Origin of the sequence: Isoptericola variabilis (assembly GCF_050311655.1) — a bacterium.
GTDB classification, from domain to species: Bacteria; Actinomycetota; Actinomycetes; order Actinomycetales; family Cellulomonadaceae; genus Isoptericola; species Isoptericola variabilis.
Window position 1 is genome coordinate 105,974 of the sequence record NZ_JBNOZM010000011.1, and the last position, 21,761, is coordinate 127,734.

The 21,761-nt window shown below is 76.3% G+C and carries 20 protein-coding genes; 9 read left to right on the forward strand and 11 right to left on the reverse strand.

The genetic code is table 11. The annotated features are described in order from the left end of the window. Window positions 1-173 precede the first annotated feature (173 nt). From ACQP60_RS20400 to ACQP60_RS20410, 3 genes are read left to right on the forward strand one after another with little or no spacing between them, the layout of a single operon-like run. Window positions 174-752 carry a sigma-70 family RNA polymerase sigma factor gene (locus ACQP60_RS20400; RefSeq protein WP_429736385.1) on the forward strand — a complete coding sequence of 193 codons (579 nt, stop codon included), beginning with the start codon at window positions 174-176 and terminating at the stop codon, window positions 750-752. Next, window positions 749-2,149: a hypothetical protein gene (locus ACQP60_RS20405; protein ID WP_429736387.1), complete on the forward strand. Its 1,401-nt coding sequence runs from the start codon at window positions 749-751 to the stop codon at window positions 2,147-2,149. Before ACQP60_RS20400 ends, ACQP60_RS20405 begins: the two co-directional genes overlap by 4 nt. Before the next feature lie 27 nt (window positions 2,150-2,176). After that, the gene (locus ACQP60_RS20410; RefSeq protein ID WP_429736389.1) at window positions 2,177-3,481 is read left to right on the forward strand and encodes a M18 family aminopeptidase; all 1,305 of its coding nucleotides are present in this window, start codon (window positions 2,177-2,179) and stop codon (window positions 3,479-3,481) included. A gap of 64 nt (window positions 3,482-3,545) precedes the next feature. Here ACQP60_RS20410 and ACQP60_RS20415 read toward each other — a convergent pair whose 3' ends face one another. After that, window positions 3,546-4,394: an LPXTG cell wall anchor domain-containing protein gene (locus ACQP60_RS20415; RefSeq protein WP_429736391.1), complete on the reverse strand. Its 849-nt coding sequence runs from the start codon at window positions 4,392-4,394 to the stop codon at window positions 3,546-3,548. A gap of 220 nt (window positions 4,395-4,614) precedes the next feature. On the opposite strand from ACQP60_RS20415, the gene ACQP60_RS20420 reads away from it, so the two are divergent. Beyond that, window positions 4,615-7,209: a DEAD/DEAH box helicase gene (locus tag ACQP60_RS20420; RefSeq protein WP_429736393.1), complete on the forward strand. Its 2,595-nt coding sequence runs from the start codon at window positions 4,615-4,617 to the stop codon at window positions 7,207-7,209. Beyond that, complete coding sequence (locus ACQP60_RS20425; RefSeq protein ID WP_429736395.1) at window positions 7,206-8,075, forward strand: HpcH/HpaI aldolase/citrate lyase family protein; 870 nt, start codon at window positions 7,206-7,208, stop codon at window positions 8,073-8,075. Before ACQP60_RS20420 ends, ACQP60_RS20425 begins: the two co-directional genes overlap by 4 nt. A gap of 26 nt (window positions 8,076-8,101) precedes the next feature. Here ACQP60_RS20425 and ACQP60_RS20430 read toward each other — a convergent pair whose 3' ends face one another. The 9 genes from ACQP60_RS20430 to ACQP60_RS20470 all read right to left on the reverse strand — a co-directional run bounded on the left by ACQP60_RS20430 (window position 8,102) and on the right by ACQP60_RS20470 (window position 14,959). Further along, on the reverse strand, window positions 8,102-8,710 hold the full coding sequence (locus ACQP60_RS20430; RefSeq protein WP_429736396.1) for an Rv3654c family TadE-like protein: 609 nt from the start codon (window positions 8,708-8,710) through the stop codon (window positions 8,102-8,104). Further along, the gene (locus ACQP60_RS20435; RefSeq protein WP_429736398.1) at window positions 8,695-9,066 is read right to left on the reverse strand and encodes a TadE family type IV pilus minor pilin; all 372 of its coding nucleotides are present in this window, start codon (window positions 9,064-9,066) and stop codon (window positions 8,695-8,697) included. The genes ACQP60_RS20430 and ACQP60_RS20435 overlap by 16 nt, the downstream gene beginning before the upstream one ends. A 32-nt stretch (window positions 9,067-9,098) precedes the next feature. After that, entirely contained in the window at window positions 9,099-9,383 is a 285-nt protein-coding gene (locus tag ACQP60_RS20440; RefSeq protein ID WP_429736400.1) for a DUF4244 domain-containing protein, read from the reverse strand. Window positions 9,384-9,532: 149 nt separating this feature from the next. After that, the gene (locus ACQP60_RS20445) at window positions 9,533-10,210 is read right to left on the reverse strand and encodes a type II secretion system F family protein (protein WP_429736401.1); all 678 of its coding nucleotides are present in this window, start codon (window positions 10,208-10,210) and stop codon (window positions 9,533-9,535) included. Next, window positions 10,207-10,872 carry a type II secretion system F family protein gene (locus tag ACQP60_RS20450; RefSeq protein ID WP_429736443.1) on the reverse strand — a complete coding sequence of 222 codons (666 nt, stop codon included), beginning with the start codon at window positions 10,870-10,872 and terminating at the stop codon, window positions 10,207-10,209. The genes ACQP60_RS20445 and ACQP60_RS20450 overlap by 4 nt, the downstream gene beginning before the upstream one ends. A gap of 68 nt (window positions 10,873-10,940) precedes the next feature. Further along, window positions 10,941-12,101 carry a TadA family conjugal transfer-associated ATPase gene (locus ACQP60_RS20455; protein ID WP_429736403.1) on the reverse strand — a complete coding sequence of 387 codons (1,161 nt, stop codon included), beginning with the start codon at window positions 12,099-12,101 and terminating at the stop codon, window positions 10,941-10,943. Next, window positions 12,098-12,898, reverse strand: a complete 801-nt coding sequence (ssd, locus tag ACQP60_RS20460; RefSeq protein WP_429736405.1) for a septum site-determining protein Ssd — start codon at window positions 12,896-12,898, stop codon at window positions 12,098-12,100. Before ssd ends, ACQP60_RS20455 begins: the two co-directional genes overlap by 4 nt. 91 nt (window positions 12,899-12,989) lie before the next feature. After that, a complete protein-coding gene (locus ACQP60_RS20465) occupies window positions 12,990-14,312 on the reverse strand; it encodes an MFS transporter (protein WP_429736407.1) in 1,323 nt (440 codons plus the stop codon). Then, window positions 14,309-14,959: a winged helix-turn-helix domain-containing protein gene (locus tag ACQP60_RS20470; RefSeq protein ID WP_429736409.1), complete on the reverse strand. Its 651-nt coding sequence runs from the start codon at window positions 14,957-14,959 to the stop codon at window positions 14,309-14,311. Before ACQP60_RS20470 ends, ACQP60_RS20465 begins: the two co-directional genes overlap by 4 nt. A 104-nt stretch (window positions 14,960-15,063) precedes the next feature. Here ACQP60_RS20470 and ACQP60_RS20475 point away from each other — a divergent pair, with 104 nt between their 5' ends. Continuing rightward, window positions 15,064-15,903: an HAD family hydrolase gene (locus tag ACQP60_RS20475; RefSeq protein ID WP_429736411.1), complete on the forward strand. Its 840-nt coding sequence runs from the start codon at window positions 15,064-15,066 to the stop codon at window positions 15,901-15,903. 213 nt (window positions 15,904-16,116) lie between these two features. On the opposite strand, the gene ACQP60_RS20480 is transcribed toward ACQP60_RS20475, so the two are convergent. Then, on the reverse strand, window positions 16,117-16,707 hold the full coding sequence (locus ACQP60_RS20480) for a GNAT family N-acetyltransferase (protein WP_429736413.1): 591 nt from the start codon (window positions 16,705-16,707) through the stop codon (window positions 16,117-16,119). Between the two features lie 445 nt (window positions 16,708-17,152). On the opposite strand from ACQP60_RS20480, the gene acs reads away from it, so the two are divergent. The 3 genes from acs (at window position 17,153) to mshD (ending at window position 21,754) form a co-directional block, all read left to right on the forward strand. Then, window positions 17,153-19,168, forward strand: coding sequence for an acetate--CoA ligase (gene acs, locus ACQP60_RS20485; RefSeq protein WP_429736415.1), 2,016 nt, complete (start codon window positions 17,153-17,155; stop codon window positions 19,166-19,168). A 153-nt stretch (window positions 19,169-19,321) separates the two neighbouring features. Beyond that, window positions 19,322-20,722, forward strand: coding sequence for a cellulase family glycosylhydrolase (locus ACQP60_RS20490; RefSeq protein ID WP_429736417.1), 1,401 nt, complete (start codon window positions 19,322-19,324; stop codon window positions 20,720-20,722). Window positions 20,723-20,794: 72 nt separating this feature from the next. After that, window positions 20,795-21,754 (forward strand): mycothiol synthase, encoded by a 960-nt coding sequence (gene mshD, locus ACQP60_RS20495; RefSeq protein WP_429736419.1) that lies wholly within the window; start codon window positions 20,795-20,797, stop codon window positions 21,752-21,754. The last annotated feature ends 7 nt before the right edge of the window (window positions 21,755-21,761 follow it).

A 21,761-nucleotide genomic window follows, 5' to 3' on the forward strand; every position in this document is an offset into this window, starting at 1 on the left:
GGCGGTGACCGTCCGTCGGTAAGGTCCCGCCGTCGCCGTTGACGGCGGGATGCGGGGAGTCTACCCACATGTGACGGCCGTCACGAACCACCGTGGGATCCTGACCCAACGATTCCCGTCCCCCGGCCGTCTCCACGGGTGAGGACGGCACGGGAGGGACGGGTGGGTCGACGATGAGTCGCTGGGAGGACGAGCTCGCCGAGCTCGCACGGGCGCGGGGCCGCGCCCTGGTCGGGTACGCCTACGTGCTCTGCGGGGACCAACGGCTCGCGGAGGACCTGGTGCAGGACGCGCTGGTCAAGGTGTTCGCGCGGCTGCGCCGCGGCTCCGGAGAGGGGCATGGCGGCGCGGGCGTGCACCCGCTCGACGGCGGCGGGACGAGCGAGGCCTACGTGCGGCGCGCGATCCTCACGCTCTTCCTCGACGAGCATCGGCGCACGAAGCGCTGGGCAGCGGCGCGCCCCCTCGTGGCGACCGACGACCGGGTGCGCGGCGCCGCGTCGGGCGCGACGGCGCGGGCGGACGTCGCCGCCGCGCTCGGCCGCCTGGCGCCGCGCGAGCGGGCGTGCGTCGTCCTGCGCTACCTCGAGGACCTCACGGTGCCGCAGGTGGCCGACGCCCTCGGCCTGGCGCAGGGCACGGTCAAGCGGTACCTCGCGGACGCGACGGTCACGCTCCGCGACGTGCTGCGCGTGACCGACGACGCGCGGGCCACCACGACCACCACGACGGGACGGAGGGCCGGACGATGAGCACCGACCACGCGCGGGACGACTGGGCGGACGCGCGCACGGACGAGGCGCTGCGCCGCGAGCTGGACACCCTGGCGGGCCTGGGGGCGTCGGCGTCGGGCCTCGACGACGCGCTGGGCTCCGTCCGGCGGCGGGTCCGGCGCCGGCGGACGGTCAAGCAGGCCGGCATCGGCGCCACGACGCTTGCCGTCGCCGCCGGGCTGCTGCTGGGCGGCGCCGCGCTGCTGCCCGACGCGCCGCAGCCGCTGCCCGGACCGGCGAACAGCCCGACGCCGTCGCCCACGCCGTCGGGGACGGGTGGTGCGCGCGCCGCCGACCTGGTCCAGCCGGGCCACCAGCCGAGCTGGCTCGAGGGCACGGGGCTGACCTGCGGGATGCCGGCCGACGGCATCGCTCCGGACCGGACCGGCCCCTACCGCACGACCCTCGTCCCGAGCGGCGACGACCTCGGCGGGGCGGCCCTGGGCGACGGGTACGCGGCGAGCACGATCTCGATCACGACGATGACTCAGGTGGCCGAGACGGTGCCGGCCGACGCCGTCCTGGTGGGTCCCACCCTCGCCTGGGCGCAGGACGGACGGGTCGTCGATCTGGGGACCGACCAGACCGAGACCCCGGTCGACCTCGTGGCCGGCCCGCTGGAACGCGCCGCCACCGACTCCCCGGCCACGACCTGCGCCCCGGACGGCCGGGCGGAGGGTCGCACCGCCTATCCGCACCGGCTGCCGGACGGGCGCTACCAGGTGCTGGCGTACGGCGTGGCCTGGAGCGACGACTTCACCGAGGCCACCGTGGTGGCCGCGACGGGATGGGTCGACGTCGACCTCGACGCCGAGGGCGCGCACGTGGTCCACCGGGCCGGTGGGCCCCTGGGGAGCGACGACTGCTCGGCCGCCGGGATCGACGCCGGGGTGCCGGACCTCTCCGGCGTTCCTGAGCCGGCTCGCGGTACGGCGTACTCCCTGCTGAACGCCGCCCTCGAGTGCGACGACACGTTCCTGGTCGCGGTGGCCGAGGAGGCCGGTCGGGACGACCTCAACTGGGGCGGGCAGCCGCCGCGGGACCTGCTGGAGCTGCCCGGCGCCGAGGGCGACGAGGACGTGTACGCGATCCTCGCCCGGCTGGTGGCGGGGACGACGCCGTGCGTGCTCGAGTCGCAGGGCGACGACGGCGTCGAGCGGGCGTACGAGTGGCCGCGCATGAGCTCCGGCGCGTGCGAGGCGACGACCCAGGACTGGCAGGACGCGGTCGACGCGGGTGCGATCACCGCGCGGGAGTCGGAGGAGATGCACGAGGCCGGGCGGGGCGGCTACGAGGGCTGGCGGGTCGTGATCCGCGGCGACGGCAGCTGGATGCAGTTCGTCGACGGCTACCTGGGGCCGCCGCGCGGGGACTGACGACTGCCGCGTGGGAGGATGACGGTCATGCCCGACGTCGTCCCCGCAGCAGCCCGCACCCACACCGAGGACCTGGGGGCGTTCGTCTCCGCCTCGCCGTCGTCGTACCACGCCGCGCAGGAGGTGGCCCGCCGCGCGGAGGCCGCGGGCTACGTCCGTCTGGACGAGACGGCCGCGTGGGACGTCGTGCCGGGCGGGCGCTACGTCGTCGTGCGCGACGGCTCGGTGATCGCCTTCGCCGTGCCGTCCTCGGCGGGTGCGACGACGCCGTACACGATCCTGGGGACGCACACCGACTCCACGGGCTTCAAGCTCAAGCCGAAGCCGACCACCGGCCGCGACGGCTGGGTGCAGGCCGGCGTCGAGGTGTACGGCGGGCCGCTGCTCAACTCGTGGCTGGACCGTGAGGTGGAGCTCGCCGGGCGGCTCGTCACCGCGGACGGGGCGGAGCACCTGGTGCGCACCGGCCCGATCGCCCGCATCCCGCAGCTCGCGATCCACCTGGACCGCTCCGCGAACGAGGGGCTGACGCTCGACAAGCAGCGGCACACGCAGCCCGTCGTGGGGCTGGGCGACGTGTCGCAGGCCGACGTGCTGGCGGAGCTCGCCGCCGCAGCCGGCACGGACGGCACCGTGGTCGACGCCGCGGACGTGCTCGGGTACGACGTCGTGCTCGCCGAGACGCAGCCTCCGCGCGCGTTCGGCATCGGCGAGGCGCTGTGGGCGTCACCCCGCCTCGACAACCAGCTCTCCACGCACGCGGCGATCACGGCGCTGCTCGCCGTCGCCCCCGAGGACCTCTCCGGGATCGGCGTCGTCGCGGCGTTCGACCACGAGGAGATCGGGTCCGGCTCCCGCTCGGGCGCGGCCGGCCCGTTCCTCGAGGACGTGCTGCGGCGCGTGTCGGCCGGGCTGGGCGCGTCGGAGGACGAGCGCGCACGGGCCTTCGCCGCCTCGCTGTGCGTGTCGTCCGACGTCGGCCACGCGGTGCACCCGAACTACCCCGAGCGGCACGACCCGGCGAACCACCCGCACGCGGGCGGCGGCCCGATCCTCAAGATCAACGCCAACCAGCGGTACGCGACCGACGCGCACGGGGCCGCCCGCTGGCAGGCGGCGTGCGCCGCGGCCGGGGTGCCCAGCCAGGAGTTCGTCTCCAACAACACCGTGCCCTGCGGCTCCACCACCGGCCCCATCACCGCGACGCGCCTCGGCATCCGCGTGGTCGACGTCGGCGCCGCCATCCTGTCGATGCACTCCGCGCGCGAGCTCACCGCCGTCGTCGACCCGTGGTACCTGTCCCGCGCGATGCAGGCGGTCCTCGCCGGCTGACCGCCCCGTGGCGGGCCCGAAGTCCCAGGCCGGGATGCCCGCCGGGGGGCTTCGGGCCTGCGCCTCAGGCCTGGCGACGACGGCGCGCGAGCAGCAGCGCCGCGCCCGCGCCGAGCAGCACGGTGGCGGCGACCACCAGTCCCGCCACCGCCGCCCCCGTGCGCGGCAGCTCGTCGGCCGACGCCGCCTCGGGGACGGCCGGCGCGGGCGCCTCGGCGCCCTGCTCCTCGACTGGCGCGGCGACGACGGACCGCTCGCCGGCGCTCGTGTCCGTGCTCACGTCCGTGCTCACGTCCGTGCCCGCGGCGGGGCCCTCCTGCGCCTGCTCGGCGACCCGCTCGTCGTCCGTGGCGGGGGCGGTCGGCGTCTCCTGCGCGCCCGCGGGCACATCGTCCGTGCTCGCCGGCGTCTCGGAGTCCTCCGGTGCCCGGTCCGGCGTCCCGGCGTCCTGCTCGCCGTCCGGGGCCGCGGTCCCGGGGGTCGCCGGCACCTCGGTTGCCGGGGGCGCGCTCGACGGGGCCGGGACGACCGCGTCCGTCGTGCAGACCGGCGCCTGCCCGCCCTCGCCGAAGTGCTCGTCGTACCCCTCCACCTGCACCCAGGTGATGCACAGCCCCGCCGGGACGTGTCCGAGCAGCGCCGACCACGGAACGAACGACGTCCCGACGTATGCGCCCGAGGGCTGGCTGTTGAGGGTCTCGAAGTGGATGTTCGCCGAGCCCTCCGGAGCCTCCGCCGCCGTGTAGCGGATGTTGACGTGGCCGCCGTCCCGGAAGGCGTCCCCCGCGGGGAGCGTCAGGCCGTCCGCGCCCACGGTGTACGGCACCGGGTCGTCGGAGCCGCCGGCGGCGGCAGGGCCGGCGGAGACGAGGAGGAGGGCAGCGGCGGTCGCCGCCACGGTGGCGTGGCGCATGGGTGGAGTCCTTCGTCGGCATCGGGGGCGCGGCCCGGCACCGAGACGGGATCGGCGGCGCACGGCACGGCGGAGTGTCCTCGGGCCGGGAAGGGCGAAGATATCGGTTTATAGCCCTTTTGCCTGTCAGGTCCGGCAAACTTCACCCGCCCGGCCCCAGCCCGGCCACGACCCCGTCGTCGCGCCCGTCCTGCCCCGGCGCGGTGCGAGACTGTCGCCCGTGCCCGCCACCCCCGCCCCCGTGCCCGAGCAGCACCCGCTGCTCGACGTGCTCACCGCGCACGGGGCGCGCGCGGACCGGCTGACGCACGTGCGCACGTTCCCGGCGCGCGCCGGGGTGACGTCCGACTGGCCCGCCTGGGCCGACCCCGGCGTGGTCGACGGCTACCGCGCCCTGGGTGTCGACCGCCCGTGGACGCACCAGGTCGAGGCCGCCGACGCCGCCCGGTCCGGGCGGCACGTCGCGCTCGCGACGTCGACCGGGTCGGGCAAGTCGCTCGCGTTCTGGCTGCCCGCGCTCACGGCGGTGCGCGGCCCCGAGCCCGCCACCGTGCTCTACCTCTCCCCCACCAAGGCGCTGGCGGCCGACCAGCTCGCCGGCCTGGAGCGGCTGGTCGCGGCGATGCCCGGCACGCGTCCCCGCGTCGCGACCTGCGACGGCGACACCCCGACGGACGAACGCCGCTGGGTGACCGAGCACGCCGACGTGGTGCTCACCAACCCCGACTTCCTGCACTTCTCGATGCTGCCCGGGCACCGGCGGTGGGCACGGCTGCTGCGCGGGCTGCGGTACGTCGTCGTCGACGAGGGGCACGCGTACCGCGGCGTCTTCGGCGCGCACGTGTCGCTGGTGCTGCGGCGGCTCACGCGGCTGGCGGCGCACTATCGCCCGTCGTCGGACACGCGGTTCAGCGGGGTGCTCCGTGCGTCTGACACGCCGCCCTCCGCTGTCGACCTGTCAGACGCACAGAGCACCGGGGGGCCACCCAGGTCTCACAGGTCGCCCGTGTTCGTGGTGGCCAGCGCGACGACGGCGGAGCCGGCGACGAGCACGGCACGACTGGTCGGGGCGGCGCCGGACGAGGTCGTCGCCGTCACGGCGGACGCGTCGCCGGCGGGGCGGCGCACGTTCGCGCTGTGGCGGCCGCCCGAGGTGGCGGGGTTCGACCGGTCACGGGCGACCGGGGAGACGCCGTCGCACGACGACGACCCGTGGGCGCTGCCCGACCCCCTCGACCCGACGCACACCGAGCACGAGGCCGAGGCCGTGCTCACGACCGCCGGCGCCGCGGAGCACCCGCGCCGGTCGGCCACCGCCGAGGCGGCCGACCTGCTTGCGGACCTCACGGCCTCCGGCGCGCGCACGCTCGCGTTCACCCGGTCACGCCGCGGGGCGGAGTCGGTGGCGCAGCAGGCGCGCGACCACCTGCGTCCCGTGGCCGCGGGCCTGGAGTCGCGGGTGGCGAGCTACCGCGGCGGGTACCTCCCCGAGGAGCGCCGGGAGCTGGAGCAGGCGCTGCGCACCGGCGAGCTGCGCGGGCTGGCGACCACCAACGCGCTCGAGCTGGGCGTCGACATCTCGGGGCTCGACGCCGTGCTCGTCGCCGGCTGGCCGGGCACGCGCGTGTCCTTGTGGCAGCAGGCGGGGCGCGCCGGGCGCGCGGGCGCCGAGGGCCTGGTCGCGTTCGTCGCGCGCGAGGACCCGCTCGACACGTACCTCGTGACCCACCCCGAGGCCGTGTTCGACGCGGCGCTCGAGGCCACCGTCTTCGACCCGGCCAACCCGCACGTGCTCGCGCCGCAGCTGTGCGCCGCCGCGCAGGAGGTGCCGCTGCGCGCCGAGGACCTGGCCGCCTTCGGCGACCCGCGCGCCGTGCGCGAGGTGCTCGACGTGCTGGTCGCGCGCGGCGCGCTGCGGCGCCGGCCGTCGGGGTGGTACTGGACGCACGCCCAGCCCGCGTCGGCGATGGCGGACCTCCGAGGCACCGGCGGGCGGCCCGTGCGCGTGGTCGAGGCGACGACGGGGCGGCTGCTCGGCACCGTGGATGCCGGGTCGGCGGACGGGCAGGTGCACGACGGCGCGGTGTACGTGCACCAGGGCGCGACGTTCGTCGTGGACCACCTGGACCTGGCGGAGCACGTGGCGCTCGTGGTGCGCAAGGACGTGGAGCACGGCACCTGGTCGCACGAGGTCATGGAGATCGCGATCGACGAGGAGGGGCACCGGCCGGTCGAGGGCCGCGACTGGGGCCCGGTCCGCTGGGGCCTCGGCCCGGTGGAGGTGACGAGCCAGGTGGTGAGCTTCCAGCGCCGCCGCCTGCCGGACATGCAGGTGCTCGGCACGGAGGCGCTCGACCTGCCGTCGCGCACGCTCGCCACGACCGCCGTCTGGTGGTCGGTGCCGGACTTCGTGCTGCGCGCCGCGGGTGTCTCCCCCGACGAGACGCCGGGCGCGCTGCACGCGGCCGAGCACGCGTCGATCGGCCTGCTACCGCTGCTGGCGACGTGCGACCGGTGGGACCTGGGCGGCGTGTCCACCGAGGTGCACCCCGACACCGGGGAGGCGACCGTCTTCGTGTACGACGCGTACCCGGGCGGTGCCGGCTTCGCCGAGCGCGGGTACGAGCTCGGCGCTCGCTGGCTGCGCGCCACCCGCGACGCGATCGCCGTGTGCCCCTGCGCGGAGGGCTGCCCGGCCTGCGTCCAGTCGCCCAAGTGCGGCAGCGACAACGCGCCCCTCGACAAGTCCGCGGCCGTGCGCTTGTTGGATGCCGTACTGAGCCACGCGCCGGCGGAACCTACCATCGTGAGGTGACTACCGAGACCGACCTCGCCGAACGCCGCCGTTCCCGCGAGGACACGCGCGTCGACCCCGCCAACTCTCGCTCGTGGCTGCTGCTGTCGGCCCTGCGCGACGACATGTTCGACGCCGCCCAGCTCTCCCGCGCCGACCAGGTGATCCTCGACTGCGAGGACGCGGTCGACGACAGCCGCAAGGACGAGGCCCGCAAGAAGGTGCTCGACTGGTTCTCCGCGGGCGGTCGCGCCTGGGTGCGCATCAACGAGCGTGGCTCGCAGGCCTGGGCCGACGACGTCCGCGCCCTGTGGGACTCGAAGGGCCTGCGCGGCGTCATGCTCGCCAAGACCGAGTCGCCCGACCAGGTGGTCGACACCGCCCAGCGCCTCGGCGGCAGCGTGCCGGTGATCCCGCTGGTCGAGTCGGCGCTCGGGATCGAGGACGCCGTGAGCATCGCGCGCGCCCCCGGCGCCTTCCGCCTCGCGTTCGGGTCCGGCGACTACCGTCGCGACACGGGCACGGCCAACGAGTCCCTCGCGATGGCGTACCCGCGCTCGCGCCTCGTCACGGCGAGCCGCATCGGCGGGCTCCCCGGCCCGATCGACGGCCCCACCGTCGGCACGAGCCACGCGCTGCTGCGCGAGCAGTCGGCGGACGGCGTGGCCCTCGGCCTCACCGGCAAGCTCTGCCTCGACCTGGAGACGCCGGCCGTCATCAACGAGTCCTTCAGCCCGTCGAGCGCCGACGTCGCCTGGGCGATCGACTTCCTGGCCGACTTCGAGGCCTCCGGCTCCGTGATCCGCGACGGCTCCGACAAGCCCCGCCTGGCCCGGGCCCGCAAGATCAGCGAGCGCGCGGCGCTGTTCAACGTCAACCCCTCCTGATCCCCGCCGCCCGGCCCGGTCGCGCCTCACGGCGACGGCCCGGGCGGGGGCGGCGACCCGGCTGTCGGCGCTAGCCGCGGCCCCGCGCGGGCGTGCGCGCCGGCGTCGCCGAGCGCCCCCGCCCACGGCCCCACCTCCGGTGCGATGGCGGCGCGCGACACGCGGACGCCGACGACGCCGCCGTCCTCCGGGGCGCACGACACCACCTCCCCGCCGTTGCGGCGCACGGCCTCGGCCGCCGTCGCGCACGGGTCCGCGCCCTGCCGCCAGGCCGTCGCGGCGGCGAGCGCGCCCAGGTCGGCCGCGGCCTGGGCCGACCCCCGTGCCCGCTGCGCGGCGCCCAGTGCACCGACGGCCAGCGCGAGCAGCACGACCACCGCCGCCAGCGCGAGCACGACGACGGTTCCTGCGCCGCGCTCGCGGCTCGCGGACGTCCGGCTCTCATCCGCCCCGGCGCCCCACGCCCGACCACCGCCTCCCGTGCTCTCGCGCGCCCGACCACCGCCTCCCGTGCTCCCGCGCGCCCGCCCACCGCCTCCCGTGCTCCCGCGCGCCCGCCCACCGCCTCCCGTGCTCCCGCGCGCCCGACCACCGCCTCCCGTGCTCCCGCGCGCGGCGTTCACGGCTCGACCCACGCCGTCGCGTCGCCGGACGCCCGCACGGGCGCGCCGGCGAACCAGCCGCCCACCACGGGGCGGGTGACCCTGACCCGCACCCAGGTGCCGTCCCGGGTGACGCTCAGCTCCGCGTCGGCGCCGCCGACCTGTGCGACGGCCTGCCGCGCCGCCGCGTCGTCCTCCCCGATCGCGTAGGCACGCGCCCCGGCCCGGGCCGCGTCCAGGGCACGCATCTGCGCCGTGGACGCGGCCGCGAGGCTGAGCACCGCAACCAGCAGGAGGACCACCACCGGCAGGCCGACCGCGAGCTCGGCCGTGACCGCGCCCCGGTCGCCGTCGACGGCCGCGGGTCCCCGCCCTCTGGACGCCCGCACCGGGCGGGCGCCTCTGCTGCGGTGCGCGCGCATCAGATCGACAGGGCCGAGCTGATGATGCTCTCCAGAAGGCCGCGCACGGTGCCGCTCTTGAGCACCGCGATCAGCAGGCCGGCGAACCCGACCGCCGCCACGGTGGCGACGGCGTACTCCGCGGTGGCGAGCCCCGCCTCCGGGTCCAGACCGCCGGCCGGCGACCTGGGCTGAGACGCCGCGGGCCCTTCCCGGCCGTCGGCGGCCACCCGCGCCCCGATGGTCGTCGTCCGCGGGTCCTGCTGCGACTCGGCCGTCGTGCGACCCTCGTCCTCGTTCGTCATGGCTCGTTCGTGCTCCCTTCGTGGATGTTCCTTGCGGTGTCCTTCTCGCGACCTGCGCCGGACGGTCCGGGCCGGTCGTGCCGCGTCCACCCGGCCGGGCGGACGCGGCGGACCCGGGCGGCGCCCGGGTCGTCGTGGGCCGGGCGCCGTCACCCGGACATCAGGTCGACGCCCAGCGCGAGCAGCACGGGCACCAGGCCGACCAGCACGAACGCCGGCAGGTAGCAGGCGCCGAGCGGCAGCACGAGGCGCACCGCCAGCCGTGCCGCGGCGGTCCGGGCGGCCGCGCGGCGGGCCCGCAGCAGCTCCTCCCCTGCGGCCCGCAGCGCGCCGGTCGGGGACGCCCCGTCGGTCCACGCCCCCCGCAGCGCCCGGTGAGCCGGACCGAGCCGGGCCGGGGCGTCACGCCAGGCGCCGTCCCAGTCCGCGCCGAGCCGCAGCGCGTCCGCCGCCGCCCGCAGCGCGGCGCCGTCGGCGGCCCTCGGGACGGACGTCCCCTGCGTGCCCGCCGCTCCCTGCGCCCCTCGCGTCCCTGGCGCCGGCGCACCCGCGAGCGCCGAGCCCGTGGCCTCGAGCGCCCGCGGCACCCCGGCCCCCGCGCGCAAGGCCGCCCCGAGGAGCTCCAGGACGACCGGCACGTCCACGGGATCCGCCCGTGGTCCGTCGGCGCGCGAGGGCGCACGACCGTCCAGGGCCAGCCGTGCCACCCGCCGGGCGCCGGCACGGTGCGCCAGCCACCACGGCCCGGCGGCGAGCAGCACGGCCCCCACGACCGTCCACGCCGCCCCGGCGGCACCCGCGCCGACGCCGGTCACGAGGGCGCTCATGCCGCCTCCTCCCCCGCCGCCCGGGCGGCGTCGACCAGCCGGCGGGTCCACGCCCACCCGGCCGCGAGCAGCAGGAGCCCCAGGCACACGGCGACGGAGCCGATGCCGCCGTCGAGCGCCGTCGCCAGCGGGTCGGCGCCCAGCACCCAGCCGAGCGCCGCTCCCAGCAGGGGCAGCCACATCAGCACGCGAGCCGTGGCCCGCGGACCGGCCAGCGACGCCTCCCGCTCCCCGCGGGCCTCCGCCTCGGCCACGAGCGCCCCGGACACGGCGTCGAGCACCGACGCCAGCGGCGCGCCGACGTCACGCGCGAGGACCGTCGCGGCCACCACCGACCGGGCGTGGCCGGCCCCGCCGACCACCGTCGCGAGCGCCGCCTGGTCGGGAACGCCGGTCGGATCGACCGGCACCCCGAGCGCTCGCGACCACGCCGCCGCGGGCGGGGCGCCCGCCCGCAGCAGCGCCACGACCTGCGCGACGGCGACCCGCACCGCGTCCGCCTCCGTCGGCGCGTCCCGTCCGCGGTGAAGCAGCGCCGCCCACGGAGAACGGGACCGCGGCCCCGCGGGGCGGGCGAGCGCGCGGGGGCGCCGTCCGCCCCGCGCCAGCACGAGCCACGCGGCGAGCGCCACCCACAGCCCGACGACAACCGGCCCCGTCATGAGGCTCACGCCCACCCCGAGGTCACCACCAGGCCCACCGTCGAGACCGGCACCGGCGGCGAGACCCGTCACGACGCCCACCGCCCCACGAGCTCCTCCCACGCGACGTCGGGCCGCGGGTCCGCGCCCGGCTCCCAGGTCGCCGCACGGCGGACCTCCAGACGGCCGTCCTCGCCACGCCCGACGAGGCCGATCTCGGCGAGGTGCCGACGCCCGGCGCGCCGCCGCAGGTGCAGCACCACGTCGAGCGCGGCGGCGGCCTGCGCGGCGACGGCGTCCCGCGGCATCCCGGCCAGCGCGGCGAGCGCCTCCAGGCGGGCGGGGACGTGCTCCACCGCGTTGGCGTGCACGGTCGCCATCCCGCCGTCGTGCCCGGTGTTCAACGCCAGGAGAAGCTCACGCACCTCGGCGCCGCGGCACTCGCCGACGACGATGCGGTCCGGCCGCATCCGGAGGGCTCCGCGCACCAGCTCGGTGAGCGTCACCTCGCCCACGCCCTCGACGTTGGGCCGCCGGGCCGCGAGCGACACGAGGTGCCGGTGCCGGGGCGCGAGCTCGCGGGCCTCCTCGACCACGAGCACCCGCTCGCCGGGCGGCACCAGCGACAGCAGCGCCGCGAGCAGCGTGGTCTTCCCGGTGCCCGTGCCGCCCGTGACGAGCAGGTTGGCCCGGCCGGCGACCAGCGCGCGCAGCACGCCCTCCCACAGCGGCGGCAGCCCGCCCCCGGCGACCAGGGACTCCAGGGAGTGCGCCGCCTGCCGCAGCACCCGCAGGGCGATCACCGCGCCCGCGGGCGCGACGGGTTCGACGACGGCGTGCAGCCGGGTGCCGTCGGGCATCCGGGCGTCCACGGTCGGGGCCGCGTCGTCGAGGCGCTGCCCGGCGACGGCCGCCATCCGCACGGCGAGCGCCCGGACGGCGTCGGGGGTGCCGAGGTCGAGGTCCACGCGGCGCAGCCCGTCGCCGCGGTCCACCCACACGTCGCGCGGGCCGTTGACGAGCACGTCGGTGACGCCGGGGGCGTCGAGCAGCTCCTGCAGCGGCCCGGCGCCGGTGAGCTCGGCCCGCGCCGCGCGGGCGAGGTCGGTCAGCGCCGCCGACCCGAACACCCGCCCGGTGGCCCGCAGGGCGTCCCGCACGGCGGCGTCGTCGAGCGCCGCGCCCGACGTGCCGACGCGGGCCCGCACGTCGTCGAGCAGCGCGCGGTCCACGAGCGCCCGCCCCGTCACGACGCACCCGCCAGCGCCGTCACCAGCGAGGCCGCCGCACGACCGAGCGGGGTACGCCGGCCGACCGGCGGCCCGTCCCCGCGATCCACCGCCGCGGCGAGCCGGGCGTCCGCACGCACGGTCGCGACCACCGGGAGCCCGACGGCGTCCCCCAGGGCGTCGGCGTCGACGCGTCCGGGCGCGGGCCGGCGCGCGACGAGCCACGGGTCCCGCACGCCGAGGTCGGCGAGCCCGCCCCACGTCGCCAGCGCCCCGGCGACGCCCGGCGCGGTGCAGGGGGCCACGAGCAGCACCACGTCCGCGGAGGCCACGAGCATCCGGGCGGCCGCCGACCAGGCCGCGGGGCGGGGCAGGTCCAGCACCACGGTCTCGCCGCCGCGCAGCAGGCCGGTGCAGACGTCCACCACGACCGCGTCGTCGGGACGGGCGGGGCTCAGGCGCGCCCCGGAGAGCACGGGCACCGAGTGCCAGCGGGGCAGCGCGGCCACCAGCCCGGCCCCGTCGACGTCACCGCGGGCGGCGGCCAGCTCCGGCCAGCGGGCGCCCGGCTCGTCCTCGATGCCGAGCAGCACGTCCACGCCGGGTCCCGGCAGGTCGAGGTCGACGAGCACCGCGCCCTCTCCCGCCCGCCGGAGCCCCTGGGCGACGGCCGCGGCCAGGGTGCTCACCCCGGCGCCGCCGCAGGCGCCGACGACGGCGACCGTGCGGCGCCCTGGCCCCGGTGCCCAGGGCGCGGGCCCGGGCGGGGGCCAGGCGGTCGTCGGCCGGGGCAGCGTGCGGGTGGGTGCGTCGTCCATGCGCCCCAGGCTGGTCGGCGCCGGCCTCCTGCCGGGCCGGCCGGCGCCGATCTGTGGACGACGCCCGTCTGGGGGCGGGCTCCGAGCGGCGTCAGGCCGCGGCGGCGTCCTCCGGGACGGCCGCGACGACGTCGACCTGACGTCCCCGCTCCCGCTCCGCGCGCAGCGCGGGCAGGAAGCACAGGACGCCGAGCACGCTGAACGCTCCGCCGAGCACCATCGCGAGGGGCGTCGTCGTCGCCTGGGCCACCCAGCCCAGCGTGGGTGAGGCCACCGCGTACGCGGCGAACGACACCATCGACGCCAGGGAGAGCACGGTGGACCGGTTGTCCCGCCGTGCCTCGCGGTGCAGCAGCGCGTTGTAGCTCGGCCCCGAGCTGCCGTGCAGCCCGTAGGTGACGAGGTAGGCGACGACCAGCATCGCCGGCCCGCCGGCGAGGCCCATCCACACCGCGCCGAGGCCGTTGAGGACCCGCGCCGCCATCGCGGTGCGGGCCACGCCGAACCGCCGCGACGCGAGGCCGCACAGCGCGGCGCCGAGCGCGAAGGTTCCCCAGCCGACCGACGCGACGGGGCCCAGGACGGCGCCCGCCTCGGCCTCGCCGCCGAGCAGCTCCGCCATCCGGATGGGTTGCAGGGACTCGAACACCACCATCGCTGTCGCCGCGAAGAGCTCCACCAGCAGCAGACCGCGCAGCACGCGGTTGTCCCGGGCGAGCCGCAGGCCGGAGGCGACCACCGCGGGCATCTGTCGCCCGGATGCGACGGTGGACCGGACCGCCGCGCGCCACCGCCGACGTCCGACGGGCACGGCGACCGTGGCGGCGTCGGCGGGACGACGCGGAGCCTCCCGGACGAGCACCGTGACCATCACGAGGTGCACCACGGCGAGCAGCGCGTACGTCGCGTACGGCAGGGTGAGCGCCGACCACGCCGCGAACGGGTGCCACCAGACGAGCCCGCCGGACACGAGCGCCCCCGCCGCGATCGACACCCCGAGCACCGTGCCCTGGTGCGCGAGCGTGCGGTCGACGTCCGCCCCGGGGTGCTTCGCGTGCTCGGTGTCGACGAACCACGCCTCCAGGGGACCCGAGTCCAGGGCGCGGAACATGCCCATCAGCGCGGCCGCGACGAAGAACGCCCAGATCGACTGGGCCAGCAGGAAGGTCGTCGCCGCGAGCACCTGCACCGCGGCCGACGCGATGAGCATGGGGCGCCGGCCGACGGCGTCGGCGGTGCCTCCGGTCGGGAGCTCGAGCGCGAACACGACGAGCCCCGTCACCGACGCGAGCGTGAGGGTCTGCGCCACGGTCAGGCCGCGCTCGATCGGCAGCAGCGTCGTGACGGTGACGACCAGGCCGACGGGGAACCACCGCGTGGCCGTCAGCAGCAGGAAGACACGCTGCGGGCTCATGACTCGTCGTCCTTGCTCTCGGCGGTCCGGTCGGCGTCGGCCACGTCGTGAGGCCGGGCCTCAGGCACGTCGTCGGCGTCCAGCGGGAACAGGAACCGCCACAGGTGCAGGCGCCGCGCGCGCGGGTCGCCGGTGCCGACGCGTAGGTACTTGTTGACCACGGCCTCGAGCTCGTCGGCCATCGCGGCCGCCTGCTCGGGCGTGACGTCCACCCAGGTGTCGGTCATGCCGGCGACGTCGGTCCACTCCTTCGGCCAGCTCTCCTGCACGTCGAGCCAGTGGGCGTAGTTCGTGTCGAACTGGCGGTGGTAGTCGCGCACCAGCCAACCGAGCGCGGTCTGTGCATCCTCGTCACCGCCGAAGTCGGAGTCGCGCCAGCCGTGGCTCTGCGTGGCGGCCGCCCAGAGCCGCTCCTTGCCTCGCCCCTCTCCGGTGTCGGTCACGAGGCCGACGGACTCGAGCTTGCGCAAGTGGTAGCTGGTGGCACCGGTGTTGGTGGACAGCTCGGTCGCGAGCGCCGTCGCCGACGCCGGGCCGCCGCGCCGCAGCGCGCCGAGCAGCCGGGAACGCAACGGGTGGGCGAGGACCTTGGCGGCCTCGGCGGTCAGCTCGAGGTGGGTGTACGGGCGCTCCGGCGTCGGTTCCATGCGTGCACAGTAACCATGCACAACTCTTCTGCACAAGTGTTGTGCAGAAGAGTTATGCATGAAATCGGGCTCGACGCCGCGACCCGCCCGGCTAGGCTCGCCCCGTGACCGACCAGCGACCCGGACCGCGCGAGGCGGCACCGGCGACGACGGCGACGTCGCGGGCGCGCGTCGCGGCGTTCTTCGACCTCGACAAGACGATCATCGCGACGAGCTCGTCGGCCGCGTTCTCCAAGCCGTTCTACGCCGGGGGCCTCATCACCCGCGGCGACGTGCTGCGCAGCGCGTACGCACACCTCCTCTTCTACGCCGGCAACGCCGACGCCGACCAGACCGAGCGGATGCGCAAGCACCTGTCCGAGCTCGCCACCGGCTGGGAGGTGAGCAAGGTGCAGCAGATCGTCGCCGAGACGGTGCACGAGCTCATCGACCCGTACGTCTACGCCGAGGCCGTGGAGCTCATCGCCGAGCACCACGAGCTCGGGCACGACGTCGTCATCGTCTCCGCCTCCGGCGCCGAGCTCGTCGAGCCGATCGCGACCGTGCTGGGCGCCGACCACGTCGTCGCGACCCGTATGGCCGTCGAGGACGGCCGGTACACCGGCGAGATCGAGTTCTACGCGTACGGGGAGCAGAAGGCCGAGGCCGTGCGCGAGCTCGCCGCCCGCCGCGGCTACGACCTGGAGCGCAGCTACGCCTACTCCGACTCCGTCACGGACGCCCCGATGCTGGGCGCCGTCGGGCACGGCTTCGCCGTCAACCCGGACAAGACGCTGCGCCGCGTGGCCGCCGAGAACGGCTGGGGCGTCCTCACCTTTTCCCGCCCCGTGGCCCTCCGCTCGGCGATCCGGCCCCCCGCCGTGGCCCTCGCCGCGGGCGGCGTCGTCGTCGCCGCCGTGGCCGCCTGGTTGCTCCGCCGCTGGTGGCGGCGTCGGCACGGCTGAGCGCTTGCAGGTCCGGCCGCGCCGGCGTTCCATGGGAGGAGACAGCCGGACGCGGGACCCACGCTAAGGAAGTCCCCGGTTGAGGACCCACTCGGTGGGAACGACCCCACCCAGTGATCGGACCAAGCGCCTGCTACCCGCGTCCGGGCTGGCGAGAGCGGCGCTCGGACGACTTGTCTCCCGGGCGCCGTCCTCGTGCCCGGCCCCGGCGCCTCAGTCGGCCGCGCCGACGGGCGGCGGGCCCGCCCACTCCTCCGCGAGGATGGCGTAGGTGTAGCCGTCCACCCAGCCCAGCTCGTCGTGCCACGAGTCGCGGACGCCGTGCTGCTCGCGGCGCATGCCGAGCTTCTCCATGACCCGCCACGACGCCTCGTTCGCGGCGAAGCACCCGGCGGTCACGCGGTGGAGGCCCAGGTCGGTGAAAGCGACGTCGAGCAGCGCGCCCGCGACGGCGGTCGCGATCCCCCGCCCCGCGTAGGCCGGGTCCACGAGGTACCCGAGGGAGCCCTCGGCCCGCCGCCACGCGTCGCTCCCTGGCTGCCCCATGCCGTCGTCCACGCCCAACGACGCCGACGCGACGACGGCGCCGTCCAGGTCGGCCAGGATCCTCTGGTCGTAGGGGTCGTCGAGCGAGCTGCGCCACGCGGCGCGCAGCTCGTCGGCGTCCAGCGTGGTGCGCAGCAGCCACCGCGTCACCTCCGGCTCGTTGCGCCAGGCCAGCACCCGGTCCACGTCGTGGCTCGTCGGGACGCGCAGGCGGAGGTCGCCCACCTCGCGCGGCCAGGACACATAGGGGGTCGTCATGGTCGACGTCTACCAGGGCACGACGCCGGACGCCCGGCCTTTTCGGGCGTGCCGCGCGCCGCGTCGCCCGTTGCCCGCGGGCGCGCGTCGCCCCAGGTCGAGGCACGGCCATACCTCCGGCCGGTGCCACACTCCCCCGCGCGACGACGGCGCCTCCCCTGCTGCCGACCCTGCCGTCGACCCTGTTGCCGACCGGTTGCCGACCGGTTGCCGGTCTCGTCGCGAACTCCCTGCTCAGGATGGCGTCGGCGGCGGGTGCGGCCACCGCAGCCCTCGTCCGGACGAGTTTGCAAGGAGTATGGCCGAACCGCGGGACGGCGTGACCCCGGTCACGCACGAGGTCTAGACTCCCGACGGCGGGGCCCCCCGGGGCGCCGCCGTCCCCGGGGCGCGACGTGTCGCGCCGACGGGACCGCACCAGCGACGATGCGCACCGGAGGTAAGCGTGCCAGAGAACGAGACCACCGCCCCCAGCCTCGAGAACCTGCTGCACGAGACGCGAGCGTTCCCGCCCAGCCCCGCCTTCGCGGCGCAGGCGAACGCCCAGCCGTCCCTGTACGAGGAGGCCGCGGCCGACCGGCTCGGGTTCTGGGCCGACCAGGCTCGGGAGCTGGTCAGCTGGTCGACGCCGTTCGCCCAGACGCTCGACTGGTCCGGGGCCCCGGTCGCGAGGTGGTTCGCCGACGGGAAGCTCAACGCCGCGTACAACGCGGTGGACCGCCACGTCGAGGCCGGGCTCGGCGACCGGGTCGCCATCCACTTCGAGGGCGAGCCGGGCGACACCCGCACCGTCACCTACGCGGACCTCCAGGCGGAGGTGTCCCGGGCGGCCAACGCGCTCACCGCGCTGGGGGTCACGAAGGGCGACCGCGTCGTCATCTACCTGCCGATGCTCGTCGAGTCGGTCGTCGCGATGCTCGCCTGCGCGCGCATCGGCGCCCCGCACTCGGTGGTGTTCGGCGGCTTCTCCGCCGACGCGCTGCGCAGCCGCATCGCCGACGCCGAGGCGAAGCTCGTCATCACGGCCGACGGCGGCTACCGCCGCGGCGCGCCGTCCGCCCTCAAGCCCGCCGTCGACGAGGCGCTCGCGCCCAAGGACGGCGAGCCCGCCACGACCGTGCAGCACGTGCTCGTCGTGCGGCGCACCGAGCAGGACGTCGAGTGGACCGACGGCCGCGACGTCTGGTGGCACGACGCCCTGGGGCAGGCCTCGCCGGTGCACGAGCCGGTCGAGGTGGACGCGGAGCACCCGCTGTTCATCCTGTACACGTCGGGTACCACGGGGAAGCCGAAGGGGATCCTGCACACCACGGGCGGCTACCTCACGCAGGCGGCGTACACGCACAAGAACGTCTTCGACCTCAAGGCCGAGACCGACGTCTACTGGTGCACCGCCGACATCGGCTGGGTCACCGGGCACACGTACGTCGTCTACGGGCCGCTGACCAACGGCGCCACCCAGGTGCTGTACGAGGGCACCCCGGACACCCCGCACCGCGGCCGCTGGTGGGAGCTGATCGAGAAGTACAAGGTCTCCGTCCTCTACACGGCGCCGACGGCGATCCGCACCTGCATGAAGTGGGGCGAGGACATCCCCGCCGGCTTCGACCTGTCGAGCCTGCGTGTGCTCGGGTCGGTGGGCGAGCCCATCAACCCCGAGGCGTGGATGTGGTACCGCCGGGTCATCGGCGGCGACACCGCCCCGATCGTGGACACCTGGTGGCAGACCGAGACCGGCGCGATCATGATCAGCCCGCTGCCCGGCGTCACCGCCACGAAGCCGGGCTCGGCGCAGGTGCCGCTGCCGGGCATCGTGGCCGACGTCGTGGACGACGAGGCGCACTCGGTGCCGAACGGCGGCGGCGGTTACCTCGTGCTGTCGGAGCCGTGGCCGTCGATGCTGCGCGGCATCTGGGGCGACCTGCAGCGCTTCAAGGACACCTACTGGTCGCGGTTCGAGGGCCTGTACTTCGCCGGCGACGGCGCCAAGAAGGACGAGGACGGCGACATCTGGCTGCTCGGCCGCGTGGACGACGTCATGAACGTCTCCGGCCACCGCCTGTCGACCACGGAGATCGAGTCCGCCCTCGTGTCGCACGACGTCGTGGCCGAGGCCGCCGTCGTCGGCGCCGCCGACGAGACCACCGGCCAGGCGGTCGTCGCGTTCGTCATCCTCCGCGGGGAGCACGCCGAGCGGGCCGCGACGCCGGAGGGTGCCGAGGCCGTGCAGCAGGAGCTGCGCAACCACGTCGCCAAGGAGATCGGTCCGATCGCCAAGCCGCGCCGCATCCTCGTCGTGCCGGAGCTGCCCAAGACCCGGTCCGGCAAGATCATGCGCCGCCTGCTCCGCGACGTCGCCGAGAACCGCACCGTGGGCGACGCGACCACGCTCGCCGACTCGTCGGTGATGGACCTCATCTCCGCGGGTCTCGCCAAGCCGTCGGCGGCCAACGAGGACTGAGACCGGCACGACAGGCCGGGCCTGCCGGGACCCACCGTCCCGGCAGGCCTGGCTTAAGCGTTTCATCAGACTGACCGGCGCCGACGCCTCGACCAGGGTGGGACCGCACGCGCAGCGCGTGCCGAGTCGCACGAGAGACGAGGACGTCCCGCCATGTCGCACTCACCCCACCCGCCCGCTCCCCCCGGCGCGACACCGCGCACGACGGCGCGGCACGTCGTCCCCGCGGCGGTCGCCGCGGCCGCCCTCGCGGCCGGCGCCGCGGCCACGGTCGTCGCGACGGCGCCCGACGCCCGCGCCGACACCCCGCCGGGCATCCACGTCGCCGACGGCCGCATCGTCGAGGCCGACGGCACCGACCTCGTGCTCCGTGGCGTCAACCACGCGCACACGTGGTACACCCAGCAGACGGCGTCGTTCGCGGACATCAAGGCCGCGGGCGCGAACAGCGTGCGGGTCGTGCTGTCCAGCGGCGACCAGTGGACCCGCAACTCGCCCGAGGACGTGGCGAACGTCGTCGACCTCTGCGAGGAGAACCGGCTGGTCTGCATCCTCGAGGTGCACGACACCACGGGCTACGGAGACACCTCCGCGCCGGCCGCCGCCACCCTCGACCAGGCGGTCGACTACTGGGAGGACCTCTACCCGACGCTCGCCGGCACCGAGGACTACGTCATGGTGAACATCGGCAACGAGCCGATGGGCAACGACGACGCCACGAACGAGACCTGGGGCAGCGCGACCTCCGACGCCATCGTGCGCCTGCGCGACATCGGGTACGAGCACGCGATCGTCGTCGACGCGCCCAACTGGGGGCAGGACTGGAAGAACTACATGCGGCCCGCGGCCGCCGACGTGTTCGCGTCCGACCCCGACGCCAACACGATCTTCTCCATCCACATGTACAGCGTGTACAACCAGCACCAGACGGTGACGGACTACCTCGAGTTCTTCGCCGGCGCTGGCCTGCCGATCGTCGTCGGCGAGTTCGGCTGGCAGCAGACCTCCGCCGACGTCGACGAGGACTGGGTGCTGTCGGAGGCCGAGCGTCTCGACCTGGGCTGGCTGGCCTGGTCGTGGAGCGGCAACACCGACCCCTACCTCGACCTCGTGCTCGGCTTCGACGCCGCGAACCCCAGCGCGTGGGGCACCCGGATCATCGACGGGACCGACGGCCTGCGCGAGACGGCCGTCGAGGCGTCGTGGTTCGGCGGCACCGAGCCGACCGACCCGCCCACCGACCCGCCGACGGACGACGCCTGCACCGCCGTGGTGCGGGTGACCAACTCCTGGCCGGGCGGCTGGCAGGGCGAGGTGGCCGTGACCGCGGGCGACGCCGCCGTCGACGGCTGGGAGGTCGCGTTCGCCCTGCCCTCGGGCAGCACGATCGCCCAGGTCTGGGGCGGCGAGGCGACGTCGGACCCCGACGGCGTGCGCGTCACCCCCGCCGCGTGGAACGGCCGCCTCGCCGCGGGCGCCTCCACCACGGTCGGGTTCATCGGGACCGGGGACGCGCCCGCCACGGCCCCGACCGCCACCTGCGCCGCGGGCTGACCCACCGGCGCCGACCATGCGGTGGCCGCGACCGCATGGTCGGCGTCGGCGGTCCTCGGGGAGAATGGCGTCGTGTCCACGTCTCCTGTGCTGTCCTTCGATCCCCTCGACGCGCCCACCCAGGACGCCGTGCGTGCCCTCGCCGCCGCGGCCGCCGCCCAGGACGGCGTCGCCCCGCTGTCGGAGCAGCCGCTGCTGCGCCTGGGCACGGACGCCGACTGGCTGACGCACGTCGTGGCCCGCGGTGAGGACGACGCCGTCGTCGGCTACCTCCAGGTCGACCGCGGGGGCGACGACGCGAGCGCCGAGCTGGTGGTGCACCCGCACCGTCGCCGGCAGGGTGTGGGGTCGGTGCTGCTGCGCACCGCCGAGCGCGACGCGCGGCTGCCCATGTTCTCGGGCGCCCCCGGCCAGCGCGGCAAGCCGCTGCGGGTGTGGGCGCACGGCGACCTGCCCGCGGCGCGGGCGTTCGCCGCCGCGCGCGGCTACGAGGTGGCGCGGGAGCTGCTCGTGCTCGCCCGCCCGCTCGGGCCCGACGACGCGGCGCGCGACGTCCCGGACCTGCCCGGCCTCGCCCTGCGGACGTTCCGGCCCGGCGCCGACGACGAGGCGTGGGTGCGGCTCAACGCCCGCGCGTTCGCCGACCACCCGGAGCAGGGCCGCCTCACGGTCGAGGACCTGCACGACCGGCAGCGCGAACCCTGGTTCGACGCCGAGGGATTCTTCCTGGTCGTGCCCTCGGACGACGTCACGGCCGGGCCGCTCGGCTTCCTGTGGACCAAGGTCGAGCCGGGCCAGGACGGGTCCCGGGACGGTGAGGTCTACGCCGTCGGCGTCTCCCCCGACGCGCAGGGGCGCGGCCTGGGCCGGGCGCTCACCGCCGTCGGGCTGCGGCACCTGGCGCGGGTGGGCTGCGACCGCGCGGTGCTCTACGTGGACGGGGACAACGCGGCAGCGCTGGCCACGTACGCGGGCGCGGGCTTCGAGCGCGCCGCCGTCGACGTCCAGTACGCGCAGACCGCCGGCGCGTAGCGCCGGG